Below are 16544 nucleotides of genomic sequence, written 5' to 3' on the forward strand. Positions count from 1 at the left end.
AGGCCGACTGCCAAACGCCCGCGAAAGAGTGGTTCGAGACCGGTTCAGATTCGGCGAGCCGCTCCGAAGCTTCGGACACACTCAGAAATAATCCGAAGCTAACAGAAATATAAATCCCATAAATCGATACTTCGTACTCGATTGTTTCGTTATGTTTCCGCTCTTATCTATCGTATTTCCATATCAACGAAGTGTAACGATAGATATCGAAACCACAACGTATTGATTATTATACGGTTTTTTCTGATCTACCGCCCGTCATGCGGATATTGTGTATCTCTTTTGTTACGCGCTATGTCGCTCAGCTGCCTTCGAAGCAATTGTTGTTGGCGCAAAATCTCACCCCGCGTACCAATTGTTGCGTCGGGGGGCGCATAGCCGGCTCGCAACGACCGAAGCCAGGACGGCGGCGGTTCGAAGCGCGACGGCGAGGGAACAGGTGACCCGCCCCATCTGAATCGGAGAAGCAGGATGAATATCAGAAGCTTGTTCTTTGGCTCCGCCGCCGCGATCGTCGCGGTCGGCGGCGCCCATGCGGCGGATCTCACGGTCGCCGAGCCCGTCGATTACGTGAAGGTCTGCGATGCGTTCGGCGCAGGCTTCTACTATTCGCCCGGCACCGACACCTGCATCAAGGTCGGCGGCTATGTGAAGGTCGGCACGTCGGTCGGCGACACGGATTTCGGCAACTACAACTCGACCTACCCGAACTCTCAGTGGTCGAACTTCTACACCGAAGTGTCGATCCAGCTGACGGCCTCGTCGGTCACCGAATTCGGTAACCTAACCGGCTTCATCGACATGCGCGCTCAGACCGGCAACACGGGCGGCTTCAACCAGTCGCTGACCCAGGCCGTGAACGCCACGACCAAGTCGGCCTACGTTGACAGCGCCTACCTGCAGCTCGGACCGTTGAAGGCTGGTTACTTCACGTCGCTGTTCGACTTCGGCCGCGGCTATACCGATACCGGCGTGTTCGGATCGGACACGACCGCCGACCAGGTCCAGCTGAACTACCAGGTCAACGGTTTCGGCCTCGCCCTCTCGGTTGAAGACCAGCGCGATCGCGGCTCGGTCGGCAACATCGATCTGTCGTCGTCGACGTCTGTCTCCTACGGCTACAATTCCAGCACGGGTCAGTACTACCCGATCCTGTCGACCAAGTACGTCCAGGGCGGCGATGACAACATCCCGACCGTCATCGGCGCGGTCAGCTACGCTTCGGGCATCTTCTCGACCAAGCTCGCCGCGGCCTACACCGACATCGCCGTCGATCGTAGCGGCGCTGGCACGCTCGCCAATCCGATCACCTACACGTCGAAGACCGGCTGGGCGATTGGCGGCGACGTCGAATTCGCTCTCGACAGCTTCTCCGCCGGCGACAAGTTCACCGTCTTCGGCGCCTATGGCGACAACGCCAACTCGTTCACCGGCATCGCCGGCGGCACCTCGGTGGCAGGGATCGGCGGCTTCGACTCGCAGGCGATCGCGGCTGTGGCTCCGGGCACCAGCTGGAGCGCCGGTGCTTCGTACAAGCATGTCTGGACCCCGACCGTCTGGTCGGCGCTGTCGGGCGGCTATGCCGAGTATGATGGCGACGGCAACTGGCGTGGCAATGACGGCCTTGACGCTTGGCGCATCCAGGCTTCGACCGATTGGTCGCCGGTCAAGGGCTTCGATATCATGCTCGACGGCGGCTATACCGACGTCAGCGGCAAGGGCTCGATCGCCGACGGCAACGCCTGGGCTGCCAATCTCTGGCTGAAGCGTTCCTGGTAAGACAAACCTCCCAAAAACAAGAAAAGTCCTGACCTTATAAGTCCCCCACCCCGGGTCTACTTCCAAAGGCTCGCCTCACGGCGGGCCTTTTTTTGTGCTGACGTGGCCGTTCAAGGCAACGATGAGCCGCCGCTTGGTATCGTTCGGGTTCTAATTGAACAGGCGATGATGCGAGGGAGCGGCGGACCGCGCCGGCTTATGCCGCTGTGGCCCATGAGGCCGCCGCCGATCAGCCCTTGTCGCGCAGGACGCGGCTCTTCTCGCGGTTCCAGTCGCGTTCCTTCTCGGTGGCGCGCTTGTCGTGCAGCTTCTTGCCGCGCGCCAGGGCGATCTCGACCTTGGCGCGCCCCTTCTCGTTGAAGAAGATTTTGAGCGGGACGATCGTCATCCCCTCGCGCTGGACCGCCACGGCGAGCCGGCCGATTTCCTTCTTGTGCAGAAGGAGTTTCCGCGGCCGCTTCGTCTCATGGTTGAACTGGTTGGCCTGGAGATATTCCGGGATATAGGCGTTGTAGAGCCAGACCTCGCCGCCCTTTTCCGCGGCGTAGGACTCGCCGATCGTGCTGCGCCCGCCGCGCAGCGACTTGATCTCGGTGCCCGTGAGCATGATCCCGGCCTCGAAGACCTGGCCGATCTCGAAATCGTACCGGGCCCGCCGATTATCCGCCGCGAGCTTGTAGCGGTCGCTACCGGTGCCGCTGCTCATCGTTCCGTTCCACTCAGTTGATCAGCCCCGCATGCACCATCGCCGAGCGGATGGTAGCACGGGTCGGCTCGGAAATGCCGACAAGCGGCAACCGCACGCGCTCATCGATGCGGCCGAGCAGCGACAGGGCATACTTGATGCCGGTCGGGTTGGGTTCGATGAAGATCGAATTGTGCAGCGGCATCAGGCGATCCTGATAGGCCAGCGCCTTGGCGTAGTCGCCGGACAGGCAGGCCTCCTGGAATTCGGCACAGAGCTTCGGCGCAACATTCGACGTGACCGAAATGCAGCCATGGCCGCCATGCGCGTTGAAAGCGAGCGCGGTTCCGTCCTCGCCCGAAAGCTGGAGAAAGTCCGGACCCATGGCGTGGCGCTGCAGGCTGACCCGGTCGATCTTCGCCGTCGCGTCCTTGACGCCGATGATGTTCGGCAACTCGAACAGCCGGGCCATCGTCTCGACGCTCATGTCGATCACGGAGCGCGGCGGGATGTTGTAGATGATGATCGGAATGCCGATGGCGTCGTTGATCGCCTTGTAGTGCTGGAAGAGACCTTCCTGATTCGGCTTATTGTAGTAGGGCGTGACCACAAGCACCGCGTTGGCGCCCGCGGCCTCGGCGTGGCGGGCGAGATCGATCGCCTCGGCCGTGTTGTTGGAGCCAGCGCCCGCGATCACCGGCACGCGCCCGGCGGCGACCTTGATCGTAAGCTCGACGACACGCTTGTGCTCCGCATGCGACAGGGTCGGGCTCTCGCCGGTCGTGCCCACCGGCACCAGACCATGCGATCCTTCCGTAATCTGCCAGTCGACGAAGCTCTCCAGCCGGTCTTCGTCGATGCCGCCCTCGCGCATCGGCGTGACCATGGCCGTGATGGAACCCTTGAACATGACCCGCTTCCGTCCCTTGCCGTCAATTGGCCCAATTCGATCCTGATAGAGCAGGAGCGGACGGGCATATCGCAGGCTTGCTGCGCTCTTCCTTGGGCCGGGAACATAGTAGGTGGCTCCAGTCAGGGCAAGGACCGGCGCTATCAGATGAGGGCGTCAAGCCTTTGTTCACCATGGCCCCCTACCCTTCGCAAGATGGTCGACCGGCGACGCTGTGACGTCGTTCATCGAGGCGGTACTACAAGCCGCCCATGATCGGGTCCGGCGCAGGCGAAGAGGAAGCGGAACATGGCGCAGCATTCGGGCAGAAGGGGGCGAGGCGAGCAGATGATCCGGATCGCTCTCGGGACACTGATTGCCGTGGCGCCGCTCAGCGATGCCTTCGCCGCGCCGAAGCCCCGCCCCAATCCGAGCCGCCAGTCGACCGACGACGACCTCGTCACGGCCGCAATCACGCCGGTCGCCAAGCCGACGACGGTGCAGCGCGCCAGCGCAGCCTCCCCGGCCAACGACCTGCTGGGCTCGCTTTCGCCGAGCCAGCTCGGGCTCGAAGCGGCGCTGAAGCTGCTCGACACCGGACAGGTAGGCAAGGCAGCCGCGATCGGCCGCATGATGCCCTACCCCACCAACCGTCACATTATCCAGTGGCTGGTCGCCCAGAGCGGCAGTCCGGATGTGTCTGTCACCGAGATTACCCAGACCGCCCAGGAACTATCCGACTGGCCCGGCCAATCGCTGATGCGACGGCGCGCCGAACAGGCGCTGAAGCGGATGAACGCCGATCCGCAGATGATCATCTCCGCCTTCTCCGGCACCGAACCGGGCTCGGATGAAGGCCTGATTCTCCTGACCGGAGCGCTGGTGCAAGCGGGGCGGACGAAAGACGCCGCAGCCCTCATCCGGCCGCATTGGCGCAAGGATTCCTTCTCGGACACCAATGAGCAGCAGATCCTGCAGCAATTCGGCAATCTGCTGACACCGGCGGACCATAAGGCCCGCATGGACAAGTTCTTCTATGACGATGACGCTACCGAGGGCCTCGCCATCGCGAAGCTGCTCGACGCCGACACCCGCCAGCTCGCCGCCGCCCGGGCCGCCGTCGTGCGCAAGGACAAGAATGCCGGCGCGATGCTGGCCAAGGTGCCGGGCCGGCTGCAGAAGGACCCCGGCTATCTGTTTGCCAAGACGCAATATCTGCGTCGCAACGAGCAATATGTCGACGCCGCCAAGGTCATGATGCAGGCACCGCGCGATCCCGACAAGTTGGTCGATCCCGACGCCTGGTGGGTCGAGCGGCGCGTGCTGTCGCGCGAACTGCTCGATCTTGGCGACCCGCGCACGGCCTACAAGCTGGTCTCCGAGCATTCGGCCGAATCGAGCAGCAACCAGGCGGATGCGGAGTTCCACGCCGGCTGGTACGCGTTGCGCTTCCTGAACGATCCGGCCTCGGGGCGGCGCCATTTCGCCGCCATCCAGGCCGCGTCGACCATGCCGCTCAGCCAGTCGCGCGCCGAATATTGGCTCGGCCGTTCCGCCGAGGCGATGGGCGACAAGAGCGAAGCCATCGCCCAATACCGGCTGGCGAGCGCCTATCCGACCACTTTCTACGGCCAACTCGCCGCCGCGAAGCTCGGCATGAAGCAGCTTGCCCTCTCCAAGCCGCCAGAGGCCGACAGCGCGACGAAGAAGCGCTTCGCGAGCCGTGAAATGGTGCAGGCGATCCAGCGCTTCGGCGCCGCCGGCTATGACGACCGCACGCAGGCGTTCTACATGCAACTGGCCGATACGCTGACCAATCCGTCCGAAGTCGCGCTGCTGGCGCAGATGGCCGAAAAGAGCGGCAAACACCAGATCGCGCTGCAGATCGGCAAGAAGGCCTATACGCGCGGCATGCCGGTCGAGACGCTCGCCTTCCCGATCGCGGCGATCCCCCGCTCGGTGAAGACGACCAGCATCGAGAAATCGATCGTCTATGCCATTGCGCGTCAGGAGAGCGCGTTCAACCCCGGTGCCATCAGCCGCGCTGGCGCGCTCGGCCTGCTGCAACTGATGCCCGGCACAGCCAAGATGGTGGCGAAGGCCGCTGGCGTTCCGTACAATGCCAAGAGGCTCACCACCGACCCCGGCTATAATGCGACGCTAGGCGCTGCTCATCTCGCCGATCTCGTCGGCGACTTCAACGGCTCCTACATCATGTCCTTCGCGGCTTATAATGCCGGCAAGAGCCGCGTGATGCAGTGGGTGGCCCAATATGGCGATCCGCGCGATCCCAACGTCGATGCGATCGACTGGATCGAGCGCATTCCCTTCACGGAGACGCGCAACTACGTCATGCGCTGCACCGAGAATTTGCAGGTCTATCGCGCCCGCCTCGGCGAGCCGGCCCTCGTGATCAACCAGGATCTGCATCGTGGCCGACCCGGCTAGCGCCGGGTCGCGCGCATCGACCGGCTACGAACCGTTCTTCTATGCGAGCCGGGACGGTCTCAAGCTCCATGGGCGCGACTATCCTGGCACGGTGGACCGTCTGCCGGTGGTCTGCCTGCCGGGCCTGACGCGCAACAGCCGCGACTTTCACGAATTGGCGCTCCAATTGTCCGGTCTAGCCGGCCGCCGCGTCCTCGCCTTCGATTTCCGCGGTCGCGGGCTTTCACAGCGCGACCCTACAGGCAAGACCTATCTGCCGCCGGTCGAGGCGCAGGATGTCCTTGATGGCATGGCGAGCCGGGGCATCGCGAAAGCCGCTTTCGTCGGCACGTCGCGCGGCGGCATCGTCACGATGATCATCGGCGGGCTAGCCCCCGGCGCGATTGGCGCCGCGGTGCTCAATGATATCGGCAGCCGGATCGAGACGGCGGGGCTGCTGCGGATCAAAGGCTATGTCGGACGTCCCCTGCCCGCGATGGGCTGGGACGAGGCGGCCCGGCTGCTGGAAACGACGGTGGGCGGCGAATTCCCCGCTTTCGGCCCGGAAGACTGGGTCCGGCAGGCCCGCCTCACCTTCGCGGATCGGAACGGCATGCCCGCTTCCGACTATGATCCACTGCTTGCCGAGGGCTTCAGCGCGCTGACGCCCGAAACACCGGCCATCGATCTTTCGGCGGCCTTCGCGACGCTTTCCGCCGTGCCGGTGCTGGTGCTGCGCGGGGAGACGTCGCATCTTCTGGCCCGCAAGACCGTCGCGGCCATGCAGGCGGAGCATCCCGGCCTCGAATCCGTCGAGGTTCCCGGCCAAGGCCATCCGCCCGAGCTTCGCGGCGAGATCGCCTCACGGATCGTCGGATTTCTCGACCGCATCGACCCCATCGGCGACTGAAGCGTCCGGCACTTCGCCGGGCGAGGTCGTCGCACGGCCTTCCACGCTTGCCGGCGCTGGTGCCGGGGCTGCCTCCTCGTCCGCCGCCTCCTTCTTCGTGCGCCCGCGTCTCGCCCTTGCTTTTGGCGGCTTCCGAGGTGGGCTGGCGGCCTCCGCCGCGGGATCGTCAGAACCCGCGACCCGCGTGGCTCTCCCGATCCAGTCACGCTGCCGCATCGTATCGCCCACTCCGAGGAAAGCGGCGATCCATGCAGCCTCCTGCGGTGTCCAGGCGGCGATCTGGCTGAAATGATAGATGCCGATCCGGCCCAGCTTCTTGGCGTTCCGCTTGCCGAGCCCGGCGATCGCCGTCAGGTCGTCTGGCCGGCCGAGACGGGGACCGCCGAGCACGGCCGGCCGGGTTCCGACCAGGTCGGCCCTGTCCACCGCCTCGCGCAGATCCTCGGCGTCGAAAAGCGACCGTCCGAGACCGCCCTCAAGGCTCGGCGTGCCGGAGTGGATCTCACCCTCGCCCCACTCGATCGGCGCCGCAGGGGCAACCGGCTCGGCATGGCGATAGTCGGGCGGTGGCACCGGTACGACCGTCGGCAGGGGCACGGGACCGCCATATCGCCACGGCAGCAGGCGCCATTCGACGATGCGGATGCCGCGATCGATCATGTGAACCAGCCTGCCCTGCAGGCGCGCCGCCCCGGTAAGGCCGACCGTGCGGTGGATCAGTGAGCCGGCCAGACAGCCGGAGAGGAAGCAGACGGCCAGCGCGGCCCAGAGCTCGGCGGCGTGCTGGATCACGATTCGCCCTCTCGCGCCGCCCCGCGCCCGCCATGTCGAGAGCCCTGCGCCCACCAGCCGACCAGGACGCCGAGTCCAGCCGCTGCGGCCAGATATTCCCAGTACTGGACGATCAAATAGGCCACATTCCACCCTATTGGCCGACGACGCTGAACTCGATGCGCCGGTTCTGCGTGCGGCCCGCTGTCGTGGAGTTCGACGCGATTGGGCGGGTTTGTCCATAGCCGACCGCGTTCAGCCGTTCGCGGCGCACACCATCCTCGACAAGATGCTCGATCACCGACTGTGCCCGCTCTTCGCTGAGCGCCTGGTTTCGGCGGGTGCCGCCTCCCGACTCAGTGTGCCCCGCAACCTCGATCGTCGCCGCGGGGCAGCGCTGGGCGATCGACGCCAAACGATCGACCAGGCCGTAGCTGTCGGGCGACACCGCCGATCGCGCATCGTCGAACTGGATCTGGCCGTGCCCCATCTCCGCCTGCAACGCCGCCTGGCAATCTGAGCCGGAGAGCGGATCGCCGCCGACGGCGACAATCATCGCAGCGGCGAGTTCGAAGTTTTCCGGCAGATCCCGTCGCAGCGCCGCCTCGATGGCAGTGCGCGCCGGTTCGGAAACGGCGACGCCCGAAACCGAAAGCCGCTCATCGACGAGATCGAGCCGGCCGCCTTCCAACCGGCTGATCGCCTGAAGGCCGGCTGCAACGGCGTCGATAAAGCCGTCTGGAACACCGCCGGCAAGCTCCAGGCGAATGTCGATGGCGTCGTCGCCGAACTTCGGCTGCGCCGCGCCGACGATCGTCTTTGCCACCTCGTCGGTGGGCACATAGCCGGAAAGGGTCAGACGCCCATTGCCCCGAACGGCGGCGAAGAGAAAGGGCGAAATGGGAGCCGGCGCGACGGCGCTGTGCCGCAACTCCATGCTGGCCGGTAGCGTCTTGCCAAGCTCGTCCTGCAGGGCATGAAAGGCCGGTGTCGAGAGTGCCTCGCCGGCAATGTCGTAGCTGTGTCCCGTCAGCGAGACGGCGCCGCGACCGAGGCGGGACAACTGGCCCAGGCTGAACGAGATAGCGCCGATCCAATCCATCTTGGGATCGCCTTCCGCTACCTTCAGCCTGTCGACGATGTTGAGACCCTCGAATAGAGTTCGGGCTTTGGCGAGGACGGCCGCGCGCGCCGCCTCGGTTGGTACATATCCACCGAGCGTCACCTGATCGCCGGAGCGCTCAGCCCGCCAGACATAGGGATCCACCGCGGCGGGCAGGATGTCGATCGTTCCGAAGGTGATGCCGCCGGAGCGCCCGCGCCGAGCATCGATCTCGGCCAGCGCCTGCTCATAGTCGGCAACGGTCTTGGCCTTGCCCGAGAGGCTCAACGTAGGTCCGTCCATCGAAGCCGAGCCTTCGCTCAGATGCGCCAGCTGATAGGCGGCGAAGGTCGCGGCCGAGCCGAAGCTCTCCGGTGCGCCCGAGGCAAGCTGCGTGCTGTCCTCGAACTCTACGTCGGCAACCGTCGCCCGCAGCGCGGCAAGGACATCGGCCCGCGCCGAGCCGGAGGGAACGAACCCGCTCATCTGCGCCTTGCGGCCGTCGAAATCGAGCCGCCAGGCGAAGCGCTCCGTTCTCGGAGGCAGGATGCGGATGTTGTGCAGCATGGCACTTGGCGGCAAGGCCACCGAGAGCGCCTCGGCAGCCGAGGCGAACTCCGTCTCGTCGCGCGCCGTGCCGCTGATCGTAAGCTGGGGGCCGCTCAGGCTGACGGAACCGTCCGCAAGCTCGGCGAGGCGGGCGATGGCGAAATGGACGATGCCGAGGAAGTCAACAGGCTGGCCCCGGGCGAGCTGCATCTGATCCTCGACGCCAAATTCGGGCAGCAAGCGCTTCGCGGTGGCGAGGATCGCAACGCGCTCATCCTCCGACGGCACGAAGCCCGTGATGACGACCTTTCCGCCCTGCTTCTCCGCCTTCCAGACGAAATTCGGCTGCAGGGGCAGCAGGCCGCTTCCGTCAACCACGGTCGCCACACCCCAGACCCGGTCGGCCGATTCGATCGCGAAGCGCTGCGCGATACGTGTCGGCGCGGTCCCCATGATCGTCGCGGTTCGCCCGCTGATCTCGGCGGTGGCCCAGGACTGGCCATCCGCGACCAGCACCGCGTCCACCCTCTCCGCGAGGTCCGATTCGATACGTCCGAGATTGAGAAAGAGCGCCGCGACGGTCAGTATCGTGACGATGACGAAGCCCGGGATGATATAGAGTCGCCAGCTCTTCATGGCACGGGCACGGCGTCGGAGGCCCTCGCCTGACGGCGGCGGCAACTTTCCAGTCGCCATGGCTGGTTGGCGACGAATGCCATCCGATTTCCTCCCAAACCGCCATCGACCCTCATGCCAAAGGCGAGGGCCACGTTTCCGAAGGGGCGGGATGGGATGTTCGCCCGAATGGGCGGTCAGCGGCAAGCGGTGCCGCGTCATTCAGCAAGGTATTCCCCTGCGACGTCGGCCGATCAGGGGTTCGGCTTGCCGTTCTTGTTGAGCCAGTCGTCAGCCAGCGCCAGCGCGGTGCGCCGTTCCGTCTCGGTCGCGAGCGAGAAGGCCTGTTCCTGCATGTCCTGAATCCAGGGATCATCTGCGTCGGACCGGTCCCGGGCAACCGTCAGGAACATCAACCCGAGCACAGGCTCGCGCGAGACGCCCTCACCCTCGAACAACATATGGCCGAGCAGAGCCTGCGCGCCGACATTGCCCTTGTTGGCCGCGAGCTTGGCCCAACGTACAGCCTGCTTGGGATCCCGCTCGCCGCCCTGCCCCTCATAGTACATGCGGGCCAGGTTCAGCTGGGCATCCGAGTCGCCGAAATAGGACGCGGCATAGGCGAACATCTGCCGGGAGCGATTGAAATCCGGCTTCACCGTGCTGTTCGGAATTCCGTCGCGATAATAGAGCCCCAGCGCGACGAAGGCGTTCGATACGAAGCGGGCCGACGAGCCGTTCGGATTGTCGTCGGCATGCGCGTCGGCGACCTCGCTGAACATCTCGAAGGCCTTGACGTCATCCTTGGCGAGCCCGTCGCCTTCGGCATACATCCGGCCCAGCTTCCATTGCGCACCGGCATGGCCCTTCTCGGCCGCATAGGTCAGCGCCTCGACCGCCACGGTCTTGTCGCCCTGCTTGTAGGCGTTGAAGCCGAAACGGAAGGCCTCCAGCGGCGTCGCATTCTTGTCTAGCGTCTTGGCGTCGAGCGCAAAGGCAACGCGCGGCAGGATCGCCGATGTCGCGCAGAGCACGCCAAGGCCGAATAGAGCCAGACCGCCAAGGGCGTCACGAATACGCATCACCTGCCACTTCGAAAACGATGACCACATGCTCTCTCGGACAAGCAGAACCGCAGGGTTTGGACCGAGGCGACGGGGTTCGTATTCGCCGCCGCGCCGCAGGTTCCGCCGAGCCGAAGACTGCACCCTGTTTCTGGCAAAAGCTTGGCCAGTTCGCAGACCCGCCAGCGAGCCCACCGTATCGGTTGCGCGCGCCATGAAACGCCTACGAAAAATTTCGCCGATACTCTGCAAGATCGATCCTATCCGCCCCCGGATGCTGGCGACCGTCGTGTCTCTTTATGGCTGAAAGGCGGCAAATCGGGCGGGCGGCCCGGACTCGGATACGTTGCATACCAACTGTTGCGAAGACGTCACAAACACTGGAACTGGCGATTTCATCCTTTCCAGCGGGCTCGTCTTCGCCTCCGCCCTCGCTCCTGCCGGGGCGGCGTGGCAAGATTCGTTCTTGATTCGTCTCGGACTGCGGCACATCTCTTCGGCCCGACGACAACGGAGCGACGATGGACAACACCAAGGATCTGTTCGGCGCCGCTGCCCGCCTCGACGAGGTGGAAGAGCGTGCGCCCCGGCCCCGCCGGACGGCTGCGCCCGCCGCGGCGAGTCCCAGCGAATCCGACTATTCGGCCGCCGATATTGAGGTCCTGGAAGGCCTGGAGCCCGTTCGTCGACGTCCCGGCATGTATATTGGCGGCACAGACGAGAAGTCGCTGCACCATCTCTTCGCCGAGATCATCGACAATTCCATGGACGAGGCGGTGGCCGGCCATGCCGACCGCATCGACGTCGAGTTCAGCGCCGACGGATTCCTGACCGTCACCGACAATGGCCGCGGCATTCCAGTCGACGCCCATCCGAAATTCAAGGACAAGTCCGCCCTTGAAGTCATCATGACGACGCTGCATTCGGGCGGAAAGTTCGATTCCAAGGTCTACGAGACCTCGGGCGGCCTTCACGGCGTTGGCGTCTCGGTCGTCAACGCGCTATCGGACGAATTGGAAGTCGAGGTAGCGCGCGGCAAGAAGCTCTATCGGCAGACCTTCTCGCGCGGCAAGCCGACCTCCGGCCTCGTGCTTGTCGGCGAGGTCCATAATCGCCGCGGTACCCGCACCCGGTTCCATCCCGATCCCGAAATCTTCGGCAAGGGCGCGCATTTCAAGCCGGCGCGGCTGCTGGCGATGGCGCGCTCCAAAGCGTATCTCTTCGGGGGCGTCGAGATCCGCTGGACCTGCGCGCCGGAATTGCTGGAGGGCGACACGAACACGCCGACCTCCGCCAGCTTCCACTTTCCCGGCGGCCTCAAGGATTATCTCGCCGAATCGCTCGAGGGCGAAAATCTCGTTACGACGCAGATCTTCTCCGGACGCACCGACAAGGCCGCCGGCCATGGCGCTGCGGAATGGGCCGTCGCATGGTTTCCGGGCGACGGCTATGTTCGCTCCTATACCAACACGATCCCGACGCCCGATGGCGGAACGCATGAGCAAGGGCTGCGAATGGCCCTGCTTCGCGGCCTCAAGGCCTATGCCGAACTGTCAGGCAACAAGCGCGCTGCCCAGGTTACCGCCGACGACGTGATGACGTCCTGTGCGGCGATGCTTTCCGTGTTCGTGCGTGAACCCGAATTTGTCGGCCAGACCAAGGACCGCCTCGCCTCCGCCGAGGCGACGCGCATCGTCGAGAAGGCGATCGGCGATCCGTTCGACCATTGGCTCGCAGCCTCGCCGCAGGAAGCCTCCAAGCTGCTCGACTGGGTGATCGAGCGCGCCGAGGAACGGCTCCGCCGTCGACAGGAGAAGGAAGTCAGCCGCAAGACGGCGGTGCGCAAGCTGCGCCTTCCCGGCAAGCTGGCCGATTGCTCGCAAACAGCGGCGCAGGGCAGCGAGATCTTCATCGTCGAGGGCGATTCCGCTGGCGGCTCGGCCAAGCAGGCCCGCAGCCGCGCCAATCAGGCGGTGCTTCCTCTGCGCGGCAAGATCCTGAACGTCGCCAATGCCGGCCGCGAGAAGCTGGCGCAGAACCAGCAACTCGCCGATCTTATGCAGGCGCTTGGAGTCGGCGCGCGCAATCAATACCGGGGCGATGATCTGCGCTACGACAAGGTCATCATCATGACCGACGCCGATGTCGACGGCGCGCATATCGCCTCGCTGCTCATCACCTTCTTTTACCGCGAGATGCCGGAGATCATCCGCACCGGACATCTCTATCTCGCCGTGCCGCCGCTCTACCGCATCAGCCAGGGCGGCAAGACGCTCTATGCGCGCGACGACGGCCACAAGGACGAATTGCTGGCCACGGAGTTCACCGGCAGGGGCAAGATCGAGATCGGCCGCTTCAAAGGTCTCGGCGAGATGATGCCGGCGCAGCTCAAGGAGACGACGATGGACCCGGCGAAGCGCACGCTGCTCCGCGTGAACATCATCGACGGCGAGATCGAGCTCACCCGCGATGTCGTCGAGCAGTTGATGGGCAACAAGCCCGAGGAGCGCTTCCGCTTCATCCAGGACAATGCCGCCTTCGCGGAAGAGCTGGACATCTGAGGCGCGCCGCGGCGCAATCCCATGGGGGCTCGCCTCAGTACCCTCGACGTGCGCTGACGTCAGCGACTGCCCGCAGCATTCCGAACCCGGCCATCCTCGCCAGGAAGGCCGGGAAGTGCTGCCTCTTATCCGCCCCACCCGTTCGATGAATCGATTTTGCCGCGCGTGCCCCGGAGCCGGCGAGGCCGGCTGGCCATGCCGACAATAGGGGCTCAGCCGGCGATATCGAATTTGTCTTGTAAAGTCACTGCAGGCCCCAACACCCACTTGGGCCGATAGCGCCGATCTATTACTCCGACAATAGACGTCATTTTTCGACCTATTTCGGCGGCGCAGCATAGAATTCGCGGCCAATGGCTGCCTTTGATAAGAGTAGATGGGTTCCGTACGTTGACGACGTTCTATTCCCCTCGATAATTCGTCCCGTTCGGCGGGAGGAGACCGCCGACGGGGAGGAAAATCATGAAACTTCGTTTACTGGCGACCTCGGTCGCCGCGATGATGCTTGCGCTCGCGGCAGGCGCGGCCTCGGCCGATGACCTGCGCCCGGTCAAGAAGATCGCCTTCGCCAATCCGCTGCCGGCCTATCCCGTGTTCCAGGAAGCCGACAAGTGCTTCAACGAGGCCACCAAGAAGGCTGGCATCGAGGGTGTGACCTCGGGCCCGACCGGCCTGCAGATGGACGAGCAGTTCGTGCTCGACCGTATCTCGCAATATATCGCCACCGGCGCGGACGGCCTGATCCTGGTCCCCTTCAGCTCGGCCATGTATGAGCCGCTGATGAAGGAGGCCAAGGCCGCCGGCATGTATGTCGTGACGATGAATACCGGCGACACGACCAGCGTTCAGGACGTGGTCCTCGGCACCGATTACGCCAACCAGGGCAAGGTGGTCGCGGAGAACATCTCGAAGCGCGGCGGGCCACAGAACGTCATCATCCTCGGCAACCAGCCAAGCGGCGTACACCGTGTCTTCGTCGACGGCTTCGTCAAGGCCCTGCCGGCGCTCGGCAATGTGACGCTCGTCGCCGAGGCCTATGATGCGGGTGACCCGACTCAGACGACGGATGTGGTCAGCCGCACGCTGACCGCCCATCCGGACGTCAACGTCGTTCTCTCCTGGGAAGGCAATGCCGTCGCCGGCATCACGACGGCAATCAAGGAGAAGGGCCTGACAGGCAAGGTCGTCGGCGTCGTCAACGACGTCACGCCGGAAGTCGTAGCAGGGCTCAAGGACGGCACGCTCTACGGCACCAGCAAGCAAAACTTCTGCGGCATGGCGTCGGGCGCGGTCGAGAAGATCATCGCGCTGTCGAAGGGCGAGGCCGTGCCGAAGAGCGTCGACACCGGCATCACCTTCATCACCGCCGAGACGCTCGACCAGGAACTCGCCAAGTGACCAACGCCTCGCATGCGCATCAGGCTCATGCGAGGACCGCCGGGCTTCATCTCAAGGACATCTCGAAGTCCTTCGGACAGGTTCACGCGCTCTCGCATGTGAACCTGTCCGTCGAGCCCGGCGAAATCCTCGCCATCGTCGGCGATAATGGCGCCGGTAAGTCCACGCTCATCAAGGTGATCAGCGGCGTCTACCATCCGGATTCGGGAACGATCGCGGTTGACGGGGTCGAGCGTCATCTGCGCAGTCCCGCCGATGCCCGCAATGCCGGCATCACCACCGTCTTCCAGGATCTCGCTCTGGTCGAATGCCTCGACGTGGCGACGAACATGTTCATCGGCCAGTTGCCGACGCGCGGACCCTTCGTCGACAAGAAGCGGATGGAAGCCGATACGCGCCGGCTGCTCGACGATCTGGGCGTTACCGTGAAGTCCGTCCGCACGCCGATCGGCATGCTTTCCGGAGGCCAGCGCCAGATCGTGGCCATCGCCCGCGGCATGCGAGCCGGCGCCACGGTCGTCCTGCTCGACGAGCCGACCGCCGCTCTTGGCGTTCGCGAGACCGCACATGCCGCCGATCTCATCCGCTCGCTGCGCAGCCGCGGGGCGGCCGTCATCTGCGTAAGCCACGACATGGGGTTCGTCTTCGAAGTCGCGGATCGCATCCAGGTCATGCGGCTCGGCCAAACGGCCGGCGTGCGCAAAGTCGCCGAGACGAACAAGAGCGACATCATCAGCCTAATCACCGGAGTGCGGCGCGATGACCATTGAGAACAAAATCGCCGGACCTGATGCGCCGCGGGCGTCCAGGGCTATGGCCGTCGACGAGAGCAGCCGGCTGCGCACGATCCTGTCCGCCGGACAGCAGGCGGGCCTCGCCGCCGTCGTCATCATCGTCGCCATCGTGTTCCAGGCGATCAATCCGGTGTTTCTCAGCCAGGGAAATATCATCGAGATCCTGCGCTCGGGATCGCTCTACTTCATCGTCGCCTGTACCTCGACCATGATCCTCGTCGGCGGCGGCCTCGATTTCTCGATCGGCGCGCTCTACGCCTTCGGCGGCATCGTCGCCGGCGCCCTAATCCTGGCCGGAGTGCCGTGGCCACTCGCGATCCTCCTCGCCGTCGCGGCCGGCGCGGTGCTCGGCGCGATCAACGGTGCCGTCATCGTCTATCTGAAGGTCCCGCCCCTCATCGCCACGCTCGGCATGTTCTTCGCCGCGGGTGGCGCCATCACCGTCTACACAGGCGGCACCAATCTCTTCGGCTTTCCCGATGCCTTCAATGCCATCGGCCAGGGCAAGCTGTTCGGCCTGCCCTATCTCGTCTGCTATGCGATCGTCTTCGGCATCGTGTTTCATGTCGTGCTGGAGCACACACGCTTCGGCTACGAGACGCGCATCACGGGCGGCAACCGGGCGGCGGCGCTGGCCAATGGCGTGCGCGTCAACGCGCTCGACCTGAAGCTCTATGCGCTCTCCGGCGGCGTCACGGCGCTGGCCGGTATCTTCTTCATGGCGCGCACCAGCACCGCTTCGCCGGCTGCCGGCAGTTCCTCCCTCACCTTCCAGGTCCTGACCGCCATCATCATCGGCGGGACGAGCCTTTTCGGGGGGACCGGAACGATCGCGGGCACAGCGCTCGGCGTGCTGCTCTTCGCAGTGCTCAACAACGGTCTTGCCGTCGTCAACGTCAACCCGCTCTATCAGAATATCTTCATCGGCGTGATCCTCGTCGCCGCGGTCGCCTGGGACCAAGCCCAGCGAGGCCGGCGCTTTAAGGCCCGTCGCTGAGCC

The 16544-nt window shown here is 64.7% G+C and carries 13 protein-coding genes; 7 read left to right on the top strand and 6 right to left on the bottom strand.

The features are described 5' to 3' along the window. Positions 1-471: 471 nt before the first annotated feature. On the top strand, positions 472-1779 hold the full coding sequence (locus OSH05_RS16645; protein ID WP_104219182.1) for a porin: 1308 nt from the start codon (positions 472-474) through the stop codon (positions 1777-1779). Positions 1780-2008: 229 nt separating this feature from the next. On the opposite strand, the gene smpB is transcribed toward OSH05_RS16645, so the two are convergent. Together smpB and dapA are read right to left on the bottom strand one after the other, a co-directional pair. Next, on the bottom strand, positions 2009-2485 hold the full coding sequence (gene smpB / locus OSH05_RS16650) for an SsrA-binding protein SmpB (RefSeq protein WP_104219183.1): 477 nt from the start codon (positions 2483-2485) through the stop codon (positions 2009-2011). Positions 2486-2498: 13 nt separating this feature from the next. Then, on the bottom strand, positions 2499-3374 hold the full coding sequence (gene dapA, locus OSH05_RS16655) for a 4-hydroxy-tetrahydrodipicolinate synthase (protein WP_104219184.1): 876 nt from the start codon (positions 3372-3374) through the stop codon (positions 2499-2501). Positions 3375-3662: 288 nt separating this feature from the next. Here dapA and OSH05_RS16660 point away from each other — a divergent pair, with 288 nt between their 5' ends. Continuing rightward, a complete protein-coding gene (locus OSH05_RS16660; RefSeq protein ID WP_104219185.1) occupies positions 3663-5801 on the top strand; it encodes a lytic transglycosylase domain-containing protein in 2139 nt (712 codons plus the stop codon). Beyond that, the gene (locus OSH05_RS16665; RefSeq protein WP_104219186.1) at positions 5785-6690 is read left to right on the top strand and encodes an alpha/beta fold hydrolase; all 906 of its coding nucleotides are present in this window, start codon (positions 5785-5787) and stop codon (positions 6688-6690) included. The genes OSH05_RS16660 and OSH05_RS16665 overlap by 17 nt, the downstream gene beginning before the upstream one ends. On the opposite strand, the gene OSH05_RS16670 is transcribed toward OSH05_RS16665, so the two are convergent. The 4 genes from OSH05_RS16670 to OSH05_RS16685 form a co-directional block, all read right to left on the bottom strand. After that, positions 6643-7482: a hypothetical protein gene (locus OSH05_RS16670; protein WP_104219187.1), complete on the bottom strand. Its 840-nt coding sequence runs from the start codon at positions 7480-7482 to the stop codon at positions 6643-6645. The two genes, OSH05_RS16665 and OSH05_RS16670, sit on opposite strands and share 48 nt — an antisense overlap. Then, positions 7479-7607, bottom strand: a complete 129-nt coding sequence (locus OSH05_RS16675; RefSeq protein ID WP_266352622.1) for a hypothetical protein — start codon at positions 7605-7607, stop codon at positions 7479-7481. The genes OSH05_RS16670 and OSH05_RS16675 overlap by 4 nt, the downstream gene beginning before the upstream one ends. 8 nt (positions 7608-7615) lie before the next feature. Then, complete coding sequence (locus OSH05_RS16680; RefSeq protein WP_165801585.1) at positions 7616-9748, bottom strand: OmpA family protein; 2133 nt, start codon at positions 9746-9748, stop codon at positions 7616-7618. A 233-nt stretch (positions 9749-9981) separates the two neighbouring features. After that, positions 9982-10809, bottom strand: a complete 828-nt coding sequence (locus OSH05_RS16685) for a tetratricopeptide repeat protein (protein WP_104219310.1) — start codon at positions 10807-10809, stop codon at positions 9982-9984. A 503-nt stretch (positions 10810-11312) separates the two neighbouring features. Here OSH05_RS16685 and parE point away from each other — a divergent pair. The 4 genes from parE to OSH05_RS16705 all read left to right on the top strand — a co-directional run bounded on the left by parE (position 11313) and on the right by OSH05_RS16705 (position 16541). Continuing rightward, on the top strand, positions 11313-13352 hold the full coding sequence (gene parE, locus OSH05_RS16690; RefSeq protein ID WP_104219189.1) for a DNA topoisomerase IV subunit B: 2040 nt from the start codon (positions 11313-11315) through the stop codon (positions 13350-13352). 462 nt (positions 13353-13814) lie between these two features. Next, complete coding sequence (locus OSH05_RS16695) at positions 13815-14750, top strand: sugar ABC transporter substrate-binding protein (protein WP_104219190.1); 936 nt, start codon at positions 13815-13817, stop codon at positions 14748-14750. Continuing rightward, entirely contained in the window at positions 14747-15520 is a 774-nt protein-coding gene (locus tag OSH05_RS16700; protein WP_104219191.1) for an ATP-binding cassette domain-containing protein, read from the top strand. The genes OSH05_RS16695 and OSH05_RS16700 overlap by 4 nt, the downstream gene beginning before the upstream one ends. Continuing rightward, positions 15510-16541 carry an ABC transporter permease gene (locus OSH05_RS16705; RefSeq protein WP_104219192.1) on the top strand — a complete coding sequence of 344 codons (1032 nt, stop codon included), beginning with the start codon at positions 15510-15512 and terminating at the stop codon, positions 16539-16541. Before OSH05_RS16700 ends, OSH05_RS16705 begins: the two co-directional genes overlap by 11 nt. Positions 16542-16544: the final 3 nt, after the last annotated feature.

Origin of the sequence: Kaistia algarum, assembly GCF_026343945.1 — a bacterium.
Taxonomy (GTDB): Bacteria; Pseudomonadota; Alphaproteobacteria; order Rhizobiales; family Kaistiaceae; genus Kaistia; species Kaistia algarum.

Excerpts from the sequence above, each read along its gene's own strand:
- OSH05_RS16645 (WP_104219182.1), top strand. The coding sequence starts at position 472 with ATGAATATCAGAAGCTTGTTCTTTGGCTCCGCCGCCGCGATCGTCGCG.
- smpB (WP_104219183.1), bottom strand. The coding sequence starts at position 2,485 with ATGAGCAGCGGCACCGGTAGCGACCGCTACAAGCTCGCGGCGGATAAT.
- dapA (WP_104219184.1), bottom strand. The coding sequence starts at position 3,374 with ATGTTCAAGGGTTCCATCACGGCCATGGTCACGCCGATGCGCGAGGGC.
- OSH05_RS16660 (WP_104219185.1), top strand. The coding sequence starts at position 3,663 with ATGGCGCAGCATTCGGGCAGAAGGGGGCGAGGCGAGCAGATGATCCGG.
- OSH05_RS16680 (WP_165801585.1), bottom strand. The coding sequence starts at position 9,748 with ATGAAGAGCTGGCGACTCTATATCATCCCGGGCTTCGTCATCGTCACG.
- OSH05_RS16685 (WP_104219310.1), bottom strand. The coding sequence starts at position 10,809 with ATGCGTATTCGTGACGCCCTTGGCGGTCTGGCTCTATTCGGCCTTGGC.
- parE (WP_104219189.1), top strand. The coding sequence starts at position 11,313 with ATGGACAACACCAAGGATCTGTTCGGCGCCGCTGCCCGCCTCGACGAG.
- OSH05_RS16695 (WP_104219190.1), top strand. The coding sequence starts at position 13,815 with ATGAAACTTCGTTTACTGGCGACCTCGGTCGCCGCGATGATGCTTGCG.
- OSH05_RS16705 (WP_104219192.1), top strand. The coding sequence starts at position 15,510 with ATGACCATTGAGAACAAAATCGCCGGACCTGATGCGCCGCGGGCGTCC.